This window comes from Paenibacillus sp. FSL R5-192 (assembly GCF_000517845.1).
Taxonomy (GTDB): Bacteria; Bacillota; Bacilli; order Paenibacillales; family Paenibacillaceae; genus Paenibacillus; species Paenibacillus amylolyticus.
Genome location: NZ_ASPR01000011.1, coordinates 1 through 12,348 on the forward strand (window position 1 = coordinate 1; position 12,348 = coordinate 12,348).

Annotated in this window: 6 protein-coding genes and 1 pseudogene; 4 read left to right on the forward strand and 3 right to left on the reverse strand. The window is 48.0% G+C overall.

What is annotated here, in order from left to right; genetic code table 11:
* Both C161_RS32920 and C161_RS05575 read right to left on the reverse strand, forming a co-directional pair.
* A pseudogene (locus tag C161_RS32920) lies at positions 1-527 on the reverse strand (YVTN family beta-propeller repeat-containing protein); the annotation flags it as partial.
* Between the two features lie 34 nt (positions 528-561).
* Positions 562-921: a hypothetical protein gene (locus tag C161_RS05575; RefSeq protein WP_036617491.1), complete on the reverse strand. Its 360-nt coding sequence runs from the start codon at positions 919-921 to the stop codon at positions 562-564.
* A gap of 885 nt (positions 922-1,806) precedes the next feature.
* On the opposite strand from C161_RS05575, the gene C161_RS05580 reads away from it, so the two are divergent.
* Together C161_RS05580 and C161_RS05585 are read left to right on the forward strand one after the other, a co-directional pair.
* Entirely contained in the window at positions 1,807-3,741 is a 1,935-nt protein-coding gene (locus tag C161_RS05580; protein ID WP_036668624.1) for a carbohydrate-binding protein, read from the forward strand.
* Between the two features lie 33 nt (positions 3,742-3,774).
* Complete coding sequence (locus tag C161_RS05585) at positions 3,775-5,838, forward strand: family 43 glycosylhydrolase (protein WP_036668625.1); 2,064 nt, start codon at positions 3,775-3,777, stop codon at positions 5,836-5,838.
* A gap of 115 nt (positions 5,839-5,953) precedes the next feature.
* Here C161_RS05585 and C161_RS05590 read toward each other — a convergent pair whose 3' ends face one another.
* Entirely contained in the window at positions 5,954-6,490 is a 537-nt protein-coding gene (locus tag C161_RS05590; protein ID WP_036668718.1) for an NAD(P)H-dependent oxidoreductase, read from the reverse strand.
* Positions 6,491-6,693: 203 nt separating this feature from the next.
* On the opposite strand from C161_RS05590, the gene C161_RS05595 reads away from it, so the two are divergent.
* Both C161_RS05595 and C161_RS05600 read left to right on the forward strand, forming a co-directional pair.
* Positions 6,694-7,056 (forward strand): winged helix-turn-helix transcriptional regulator, encoded by a 363-nt coding sequence (locus C161_RS05595; protein WP_036668626.1) that lies wholly within the window; start codon positions 6,694-6,696, stop codon positions 7,054-7,056.
* A gap of 254 nt (positions 7,057-7,310) precedes the next feature.
* On the forward strand, positions 7,311-12,281 hold the full coding sequence (locus tag C161_RS05600) for a discoidin domain-containing protein (RefSeq protein WP_051449598.1): 4,971 nt from the start codon (positions 7,311-7,313) through the stop codon (positions 12,279-12,281).
* Positions 12,282-12,348 lie beyond the last annotated feature (67 nt).

The window sequence follows — 12,348 nt, forward strand, 5'->3', positions numbered from 1 at the left end:
GTGCCTGTTGCTCCGGTTACTCCCGTTGTACCTGCTGTGCCTGTTGCTCCGGTTACTCCCGTTGTACCTGCTGTGCCTTGTGCTCCTGTTGCACCTGTCACTCCAGCTGTCCCTGGTGTGCCTGTCGCCCCCGTAGCCCCAGTTGCGCCTGTAGCTCCGTTGATGCTTGGGGTTTCACCCAGCAATTCGGAAGAAACCAAACGATGGGCTGTTACCAATGCGCCTGTGCTGCTCTTACCCCATACGGATACTTGCACAGGATCATTAACCGTCGCTGTTGTTGTAAAAGTAAACTCGAAGGCATCTAAATTGGCAAAATAGTTGTTGGTTACTATTTGATTAGGTGCGATGTCAAAAGACTCACTGACATACAGAACCCTCATTCCACCACTCATGTAATACCCTTGTATTTGTATGGTTGAGGTACTCACATCACTACGGTTATCAATTTTGACTGTAACTGTCTGAGTCGGCCTTACACCGCTAACAGCATTATTTTCTATTGGCCCTGTTGATAAAAAGCTCATCGCTACATCTCCTCTTTTGGGGATTTCTGATCTCCTAGATGTCATTAACTGTTTTTTCGTGCTCCACCACCCGGTGTGCATCTACCAATTGCCCAGAGGCTTGTTTGCCCCACACTGAAATCCCTACTTCCTCCACACCTTCCACGTCTGTTCCAAAAACAAACTCAAAAGCAGCTAAATCTGCAAAATAAGTTCTGGTCACTGCTTCATTAGGAGCAATACTGATTACTTCACTCACATACAGCGTTCTTGTTGTGCTTAGCACATACCCCTGAATGGATACTGTTACAGAGTCCACCTCAGCCCGACTTACCAATCTAATCGTTACCTGTTGGGTCGGTCTAACCCCGGAAACCGGATTGTTTTCAATCGGCCCAGTTGACAAAATAGCCATTTTTCCCATCCCACCTTTATGAACCTCTGACTCTAGCAGTATTTGGCATAAGCTCACTCGATAGTAATATTCAAACACTCAATCAACGGTGTGGACAAAACACAGGGGGCACCCCACCATTATCACTTAACAACCTTCTACGCTCAGGGCTTTAGCTATACAAAAACTGGAATATGTAATGCAATGTCAAAGTTGGTCAGCAAGTAAGAGTAGATTTTGTTATATAACCAGGATCGATTCCAGAAAAAAACGAAAATAACCGTTCCTCTGGTAGATTCCAGGGAAACGGTCACAGCTTAAGACGTCTTTTTCTCGTATCTAATTGTTGGCCGGGTAAAGCTATGCTTGAAAGTGTAGTTTTATAGAATATGAGATCGTATTTTACCATCAAGCCCAATGTTAAACACATAGAATAATCATTTTCTTCATCCTCTACTAAAAAATAGAAAAAGATTGTATTATCTTAAAATTGTGATATGATATCGTCAAGTTAATAAACATTTAAATGAAAATATGAAATATAATTACATTTAAATGTGGCCAAACCTCTTTCTTCGCCAAATTTCAGTGTTCTAGCCCATTTTATTGAAAGCGATTACAAAAAGAAACCTGACAGATTATAGTTTTTCTAATCGCACCCACAGATGCAGGCTTACTTCGGGTTATAGCCACTCCCCTTGCTGCCGTGACCACGTACCCGGTGCACAGGTTGTCTGGCTTAAACCATACATGACAACATGAAGACTTATCCTAACAGCCAACCTAACCATTATTTCAAGAAGGGGGTGACATGAGGAAAATCTTTTCGTTTTTTCGGCATTTCATCATCTCAGCTATCCTGAATTTTAGCTCACCAACTAATCCAATCTCATGGAGGCGAAACGTATGATTCGTAAACCGCTAGTTTTGTTGTTGTCGTGTCTGTTAATCTTTGTCACCCTGCCCATGGAATCAAGCCATGCAGCCAATGCAGCCGTTGCCAAACTTCCTGGAAACTCTAACCCCCTCATCGATCATAAACTGGGAGCCGATCCTTATGTGCTCGTCCATAACAATCGGGTCTATGTCTACATGACAGGTGATGCATATCTGTACAACAGTGACGGCTCTGTCCGAGAGAACCAGTACAGCACGATTGGGAAAATTAACGTCATCTCCTCAGCTGACATGGTGAACTGGACAGACCATGGTTCCATCCCGGTAGCGGGTGCGAATAATGCCAATAATGGACAAGGAATTGCCAAATGGGCTACTCAGTCCTGGGCTCCTGCCATGGCGAAGAAAACCATTGCTGGCAAAGAAAAGTTTTTCCTGTACTTTGCCAACTCGGGTGGAGGTATTGGCGTACTCACGGCTGATTCCCCCATTGGACCGTGGTCCGATCCAATTGGTCGTGCCCTCCTGACTCACGGTACACCGGGTATGTCCGGCGTAACATGGCTCTTTGATCCGGCTGTACTTGTCGATGATGATGGCTCTGCTTACTTGTATGCTGGAGGCGGCATCCCGAACGATACCAATGCTGCTTCCATTGCCAATCCCAAAACAGCTCGGGTCATTCGTCTCGGTGCCGACATGACCAGTGTGGTGGGCAGTGCTGTGACTATTGATTCTCCTTATATGTTCGAAGATTCTGGCATCCACAAGTATAACGGCAAATATTATTACTCCTACTGCATCAACTTCGCGGGAACACACCCCACTGCATATCCAAAAGGTGAGATCGGATACATGGTCAGCGACAGCCCGATGGGGCCTTTCACGTATAAAGGACACTTTCTGAAAAATCCCGGCACGTTCTTCGGTGTAGGCGGCAATAACCACCATGCCGTGTTCCAATTCAACAACGAATGGTATGTGGCGTACCATGCGCAAACGGTAAGCAAGGCATTCCTCGGTGATGGTAAAGGGTACCGTTCCACACATATCAACAAACTGACACATAATGCGGATGGAACAATCCAGGAAGTTCAGGGGAATATGACAGGTGTACCTCAGACCACTAACCTCAACCCGTATGTCCGCGTGGAAGCCGAAACCATTGGCTGGCAAGCAGGAATTAACACTGAACCGAGTCAAGCGAGCGGTGGACCTGTAGCCAATCAGAATGTCACTAATATTCATAACGGGGATTGGATCGCGGTCGGCAATGTTGATTTTGGCTCAGCTGGAGCCTCCAAGTTCAAGGCCAATGTCGCTTCTACCGGAAATGGCAACATCGAGGTTCGACTGGACAGTCCGACAGGCCCACTAGTTGGAACACTTAACGTAAGCTCAACCGGTGGTTCGCAAACTTGGCGCGAGATGGAGACCAATGTTACCAACGCTACAGGGGTACATCGTTTGTATCTGGTGTTTACAGGCTCGGGCAATGGAAATCTGTTCAAACTGGACTACTGGCAGTTCACATCCGGTTCGGGCGGTAACCCAAATCCTAATCCAAATCCCAATCCAAACGTTACCCGTTACGAAGCCGAGAATATGACGCTTGGCGGCCAATACGCTGGTGTGATCAGTTCCCCTTTTAATGGAGTCGCTCTTTACGGGAACAATGATTATGCAGCATACAATCAATATTTTGCATTCCCAACCCATCAATTCTCTGTCCGCGGCGCTTCCAACAATAATAGTACAGCCCGTGTTGATCTGGTCATCGGGGGTGTAACCGCCGGTTCTTTCTACTTCACGGGAACGGAGCCGACCGTTCAAACCCTCACCGGCATCACTCACGGTACAGGCAATCAGGAAATCAAACTGGTCGTAACAACGGATAATGGCACTTGGGATGCTTACATTGATTATCTGGAGTACTCGCTTTAATTCATAGGACATGATCAATTGGGAGGATAGAATATGTGGAAAAAAATCAGTACTCTTCTACTCGCTCTTCCTTTGCTTATAACATCATTCCCTTTGACAAGTCCGGCAGCTTCAGCCGCAACGTTCAGCAATCCGGTTATTTACGCGGATGTTCCTGACAGTGACGTCATTCGGGTGGGCAATGCATTTTATATGACAAGCACAACGATGCATATGAATCCGGGAGTCCCGGTCATGAAGTCTTACGACCTGGTCAACTGGAGCATCGTAAACTATGTATACGATACGCTTGGAAACGGGGATATACAGAATCTGAACAATGGACAAAACGAGTATGGGCATGGTTCCTGGGCGAGCAGCTTGCGGTACAACAACGGTATATATTATGTGGCCTTTGGCTCGCTTTCCACGGGCAAGACGTATATTTACCAAACCAGCAGTATTGAAACAGGGCCATGGACACCTTACACATTGAACAGTTATTACCATGACCCCTCCCTTTTGTTTGACGGGAATCGAACCTTTCTTGTTCATGGCAGTGATAACATCAGTATCGTTGAGCTGACACCTGATGCCAAAGCCGTTAAATCCGGCGGGCTCAATCAGGTCCTGATTCCAAACGCAAGCAGTGTAGCCGGCTCCAACATGATTGTAAAGGCAGAAGGAGCACACATTCAGAAGATCAATGGTATGTACTATGTATTCCTGATTGCCTGGCCTTCGGGTGATGGTCGCATTCAGCTTGCCTATCGTGCAAACACATTGACAGGTCCATACACAGGTAAAGTTGTACTCAGAGACTCGGGAATCGCCCAAGGAGGCATCGTGGATACCGCATCCGGCGCTTGGTACGGTTTGCTGTTTCGTGATAGCGGGGCCATTGGACGCATCCCCTATCTCGTTCCTGTGACGTGGTCTGATAACTGGCCTGTGTTTGGGGTGAACGGCAAGGTTCCCCTTAACATGAATATGCCCGTTGAAGGTCAGCCTGCTGCCAAAATCTACGGGTCCGATGAGTTCAACGCAACCACATCAGGCACACCTTCAGTAACGCAACTGTTAGTGAACGGCGGCTTTGAGGAAAGTAACATTCAGCCGTGGACCAGCAACAATACGACAACCATCAACTTAACGAATGCCGAAGCGTTCAGCGGTACAAAAAGTCTGCTCGTCAGCGGCAGACAGCAGACAGCAGGCGGAGCCAAACAGATGGTTACAGGGAAGCTAGTACCGGGAGGAACATACTCTTTTTCGGCAAAGATCAAATACACTACTGGTCCTGCAACCAAAACGTTCAATCTTAGCATCCAGAACGGTGCAAGTTATACCGGAATTACCATTATGGGCAGTGCGACGTTAACCCGCGGACAGTGGGGTACCATTCAAGGTACGTATACCGTTCCGTCGAATGCAGACCTGTCCCAAAGCTTCATTTTTGTGGAAACACCGTATAACTCGAATCCGGACCCGACTAATGATTTGATGGCGTTTTATGTAGATGACGTCTCCCTGACGAGCAATTCATCTTCCGGTACATCCAGTCTCGCTACTTTCTGGCAGTGGAATCATAACCCTGATGCTGCCAACTGGTCCCTGCTCCAGCGGCCCGGTTTCATGCGGTTAACCGCGGGCAAAATCAGCAAAAACCTGTTAGAAGCCCGCAACACGCTGTCACAACGAACCTTTGGTCCAAAAAGCACAGGGATGACCGCTTTGGATACAGCCGGCATGAAGGATGGTGATTATGCTGGACTCGCTGCTTTTCAGGCCAAATATGGTTTTGTCGGCGTAAAAATGACGGGCAGCACTAAATCCATCGTTATGGCTAATGCCAGTTCCGGCACCATGACTGAAGTAGCAACTGTGCCATTCAACCAGAACAGAATCTATCTACGCGTCATCTGTGATTTTACGAACCAAACCGACAAAGCCTACTTTGCTTATAGCCTGAACGGCAGCAACTGGACAACCATTGGCAATACACTTCAAATGTCTTACACCCTGCCACACTTTATGGGATATCGGTTTGCACTATTCAATTATGCAACGAAGTCTACCGGAGGATATGCAGATTTCGATTATTTCCGCGTAGAATAAATGTAGTTTTATTCGGTTATTAATTTTTCGTTTATTGATCAGGACCTGGGACTCCACCATGTGTGAGCCAGGTCCTTTTCAGTACATTTTCTATGAAGAGCTTCACCTTTTAACTTCAAAAATCCCGGAACTGCTTTATATAACGCATGTATTCTTCAGCACTTCGGTTAATCTCTTCATCCGTAGCCTGGAACGAGGCACCATAGACTGCATAATACGGCAGCGCCTGAACCCCTACATGATTCATGCTTGCTACGAAGGGTGCAACAAGTTCCTCTACGCTGTAACCGATGGAACCATCTTTCGCATAATTCTCCTGCTTATCCCCTATGGACATGGCCAGACCCATCCGCTTTCCCTTCAATCGATTACCTTTCGATCCGTACGCCCATCCATGGGTAAACACGTCATCAAACCATTTCTTTAGCAGCGGTGGGTAACTGTACCAATATAACGGGAACTGCAACATCATATGATCATGCGTCTCCAGCAACTCTTGTTCTCGGCAAACATCAATCTTCCAATCGGGATAGGCCAAATATAATTCGTGAAGAACAATATCATCTGTATGCTGCAACAACTCCTCCTTCCAGCGACGATTGACTCTTGAACTTTCGATATCGGGATGTGCCAGAATAACAAGTGTTTTCATCATAAGTTCCTTTCTTCCCATCCAGGGTGCTGGTTTCTTTATTGAATATGGACCATTATCGACCACATCCAGTCAAAAGAAAATACACACAATGAAGTAAGATGGTTACCTCAAAGTGTGTATGGACTTCAGTGTCAGAACCGTGAGAAAATAAATAGTTACACCCTATATAACACGTAAAACTTAAACTGAGGTGAATCAGGATGAAACAATACAATCTGGGCATTGAAGCGACGCTCGAAATTATAGGTGGCAAGTGGAAGGCGCTGATCATCTGTCAATTGATGTCCGGAGTAAAGAGAACGGGCGAATTAGGGCGCAGCATCCCGGGCATTTCGCAAAAAGTACTGATTCAACAATTGCGCGAGCTGGAGCGGGACGGCCTTGTCACCAGACATGTCTACCAACAGATGCCTCCCAAAGTAGAATATGGACTTACAGAATATGGCGTTACCGCCAACACCATCGTGGATGTCATGTGTGCTTGGGGGAGGGACAATATTGCTCACAGGCAACAACGGGGCGAAGATATCGTATTGTTGGAGAACAACGATTCCAAATCTTGATTTCACAGTTGCACATTCCCCATACATTATGTAGGACATATGTCTCTTTTTCCACGAAAACGATTAAAAAACCTTTATATTCCAGACAAAATGATCGATATACAAAATGGGGCACCTGAATATCCCGTGTTGAGCATTGGATTCACATCTCACAAAAGCAACACGGGAAACAAAATGATACATACGGTAGCGAGTAAGAGAATAAGAGAAGCTCTGTCTGGTGAGATGGCAAGGGCTAACAAAGGAGTAGTCATATGAAGGTACGAACGAGTCAAAGAGGAAAAACACACAACATCTACATGAACTTGCTGTTATCTGTTCTGTTGTTGATTAGCAGCATCCCGCTGTGGCCGGTCTCAAAAGTGAACGCCGCAGATGAGGAACATCATCTGTTATCCCTGAACCGGCCTGTGTACAGTTCCTCATCTCTGGGCGGCAATACGGCAGATCTTGTGGTTGACGGCAACAAAAACAGCCGCTGGGAAAGCATATGGCAGCAAGATCCGCAGTGGATCTATGTTGACTTAGGCACGGTGGCCTCCATCTCGGGCATCTCCATCCAGTGGGAAAATGCGTATGCTTCCGCCTTTGATCTGGAAGTATCCAACGACGAGGTCAACTGGCAGTCTGTTTACTCAACAACGAAGGGGCAAGGCGGCCTGACAGAAATTGAGGTCACAGCGGAGGCTCGATATGTGCGCTTGTTCAGTCATCAAAGAGCACAGCCAGCCTATGGCGTCTCTGTATACGAATTCAATGTATATGGGACGGGCGGAGCAAATCCACCTCCCAAACCATTAGCAATGAACCTTGCACTAGGACAACCGGTTACAGCATCTTCGGAAGAAATTGATGAGCCCAGCCGTTCAGCCGAGGATAAAGCCAAAATGGAAAAAGGGAATTACGAAGCCCGGAATGTAACGGATGGCCGTCCGGATACACGCTGGTCTTCCATCTACATGGATCAGGAATGGATTGTTGTAGACCTTGGACTAGTCCGGGAAATCGGGAACGTATCCCTACAATGGGAAAACGCTTTTGGACGTGCATACGATATTCAAGTATCAAATGATGCAGACCAGTGGACTACATTATACCGGGAACTGCACAGCGACGGTGGACGGGATGAGATTCCGGTATACGCCGAAGCACGGTATGTGAAATTAGCCGGACTTGGCAGAGGAACAACCAACGGATACTCCCTGTACGCATTCGACGTCTACGAGTATATCGAAGGCGATGCCAAACCTGTGCATACAATTCCGAATATCCCTGAACCGTCCTCGGTAAAGGTGGGTTCCGGCAGTTACGCTGTAAATGACATCACCATGCTGCAGCCGAAAAACCCGAAAAATCGCACGGCTGACATCACAGCGCCCCTCCCTTCCAATGACTGGTGGCAGTCTATTCTTGTATCCGATCTGGGGGATGGCAACAGTCTGGTCACACTTCCGCTTAAAAGCAGATATACCAAACAAGGACTTCAACTTCTGAATCCCGGAGCTGGTTACGTTTCGGCTGATGGTGGTTCTATGGACGCTGACGGTGAACCGGATCTGATCATGAGCACCAGCAATATGAACCCGGCGGAGGTAAATACCAAGGTGGCGGGATATGGGGATTATTCCGCAACGATCATCATGAGCGATGATGACACAGCCAAAATGAATACCACGTTTGTGAAAGGTTCCCCTTTCCTGTACAACACCTTCGATAACCCGGACACCATTATTGTTCGTTCTCCCAACATCACACGTCTCTTCGATGATCAGAACCGTGAAATTGTTCTGAATGATGGAGAATCGCTGACGGCCGATCATATCGGTGTTGAAGTAACCAATCAGGACAGAGCGCCCACGCCTCAGACCTTTACAAGAAACTACGGGATCTTTGCACCTGAAGGAACCGTATTTATGAAACTTGGCAATACGCTCAAAATCAAGCTGGGCCAGAGCGAAGACTATCTGTCCCTGGCTACCCTGCCGTCCGCGGCAGAACTGTCTTATTATTACCGGCATGCCTACGCCTTTGTAACCGATACAACAGTGGACTACAATTATAATGAGAGCACTTCACTTGTAACGACTACCTTCAACTCGGTAACCCGGACGAAGCGGGCAGGCTTTTCCTCCGAGACACTGATGGCCTTGTTGCCGCACCAATGGAAACTAGCGACTACTCCGGTAACGGAGCTTGCTTACCCTTCCATTCGCGGCATGATGAAAGTAAGTGAAGGCAATACGTTTACGACACAGGATCGATTCTATGGCATTATTCCGCAATTTGTGGAGCCAGATGATCCAACCTACTCGCGTGCACAATTAATCAGCTATCTGGATCAGCTTGACGCGGATACCGCAGGCAATCTGATGAGCGAGGATCCTTACTGGCAAGGGAAAAAGCTTCATCCACTTGCACTGGGTGTACTCATCAGCGACCAGATAGGAGATACGGTACGACGAGACAACTATCTGTCCCTGCTTCGAACCATTTTGACAGATTGGTATACCTATTCGCCGGACGAACCTTTGCACTCGTATTATTTTTATTATTCGGATGAATGGGGAACCATCTTCCCTTACGGTAGTGGATTCGGTGTTAATACCGGATTGACAGATCATCATTTCACCTACGGTTATTACGTTTTTGCATCGGCTGTACTGGCCACATATGACAAAACATTCTTGCAAGATTACGGCGACATGGTTGAGCTTCTGATTCGGGACTATGCCAATCCTTCACGGACAGATGATCAGTTTCCATGGCTTCGCAATTTTGATCCGTACGCTGGTCACTCCTGGGCAGGTGGTTACGCCGATAATCGCAGCGGGAATAACCAGGAGGCCGCAGGAGAAGCGCTCTTTAGTTGGGTCGGCCAATATATGTGGGGTGAGGTGACAGGCAACAAAGCCTATCGCGACACCGGGATCTGGGGCTTCATGACTGAAGAGAAAGCTGCCGAGCAATACTGGTTTAACTATGACGGGGATAACTGGCTGGAGGATTACCAACACGCTACGATAGGTCATGTGTACGGCAGCGCCTACCTGTATGGAACGTACTTCTCTAATGAGGCGGAGCATATTTACGGTATTCACTGGCTGCCGCCAGCGGAATGGATGACCTATTATGGACGTGATCCGCAGAATACTAAGGCTCTCTACAATGGTCTCATTAAGGACCTGGGTGGTCAGCAGGAGCGCACATGGCAGCATATTATCTGGCCATTCCAGTCCATTGGAGACCCGCAAGGTGCTCTAGCCAAATGGAATACGAGCGAGATGCAGCAAAATGAAGGTTTTAACGCGTACTGGTTCATGCACAGCATGGCTTCTACGGGAACACGCACGATGGATATATGGGCAGATGATCCGGCAGCAACCGTGTATGAAAAAGACGGCGTCTATACAGCTCAAATCTGGAATCCGTCCGACACTGTCAAAACCGTTCATTTCTACAATGCCCATGGCGCTTTGGGTTCGGCTACCGTGTATGCCAAAGCGCAAGTAAAGGTTAACCCGCTGGAACATTCCGTCGTTAAACAGCCGGATGCCTCTCAGGGTGTAGTCTATCTCGATCGGAGCCAATGGACCATTACGGCATCCTCCAGTTCGGAGCCGGTAGAGCACATGGTGGACGGTGATCTGACTACACGCTGGTCATCCGGACAGATTCAGAAGCCCGGCGATTGGCTGCATATCGATCTGGGTAGCGAACAGACTATGGATACGGTATTCATGAACTCCGGCAACAACGGCGGTGATTATGCTCACGGGTACGAAATCTACGTATCCAAAGATAACGAGAACTGGAGCGAGCCTATCGCAGAGGGAGCAGGAACATCTCCAAGTCTGTCCGTTGATTTGGGCATGCAAACCGCCCGTTATGTCAAAATTGTATTGACTTCCTCTGCAGACAGCTGGTGGTCGATCTCTGAACTAAAGCTTGCCCGATTTGGCAAACTTGAAGCAACACCAGAGCTCCCACAGCCCGTACCGCCTCCAGATCGCTCTTCATGGATCGTAACCGCCTCCTCTACTCAAGGAGCAGATGTTACAGCCAATATGCTGGACGGAAGTTCAGATACACTATGGACAAACGGTAGGAAGCAAACCAAAGGACAATGGATTACCATTGACCTCGGCCAAAAGAGTTTTTTCGATGCCATAGAATTGGACCCGGGCCATGCGAAAGAAGACTATCCGAGACAGTATCGGATTTATGTCTCGGATGACGGTGAACACTGGGGCACATCCATTGCGGGCGGCGAAGGCACGCCTGGACGCATGTCCATCACTTTCCCTGAACAGCAAGCACGTTATGTGAAAATGGTGCAGATCGGGGATTCCGATCAATGGTGGACGATCTCCGAGTTGTTTGTTCATCATAATGGAACGGGCAAACAAAAGAGGCTGCTGCCAGATGGCTGGTCCGTGACAGCTTCCTCCGGAGACGATGCATCGGCTATACTCGACGGCTCGGACCAAACACGCTGGACCTCCGGTCAGACTCAAACAGGCGGCGAATGGATTCAGCTTGATCTGGGAGCCTCGCAGCCAGTGAATCGGATTGTGCTGGACAGCGCGCACAGCCGGGAAGACTTTGCTCGCGGTTATGAAATATATACTTCTCTGGATGGAGAGCATTGGGGAAAAGCCTTGGCTTCGGGTGAAGGATCAGATGCGCTACTTTCTATCGCTTTTACACTGCATGAGGCACGTTATATTAAGGTCGTACAGACGGGTACCGATTCTCATTGGTGGTCCGTGGCTGAATTAGAGGTCTATACCGCTGATCAGACACCTTGGATATCCGAGGAACAGGATCATCTGCTACCTGCTGAACTGGATCGAACATCATGGACAGCGACTGCCTCCACCTCTGAAGATGTTGCGGCGATGCTCGACGACGATCTGAATTCACGCTGGACCTCTTCATCTGGTCAACATGCCAGTCAATGGGTCCAGATTGATCTGGGAAGCAAGCAGAGCTTCAGCCGCTTGACAATGGACTCAGGCAGCAGCAGCAACGATTATGCTCGCAGCTTCCAGCTTTTCACTTCTGATGATGGCGAACGTTGGGAAGGGGTTACGGAAGCACTGGGAACAGGACCTGTCATCTCACATACGTTCTCCAGACAAACGGCGCGATACATCAAAATTGCCTTGACCGCGGACACTCCCGAGTGGTGGTGGTCCATCGCCGAGTTAAAACTTTACCATTAATGTTATCATGATCTCTCCAACCATCTCTCTCCCGTCCTTGCGGGGCAGGGGTGGTTTTTCTTGATAA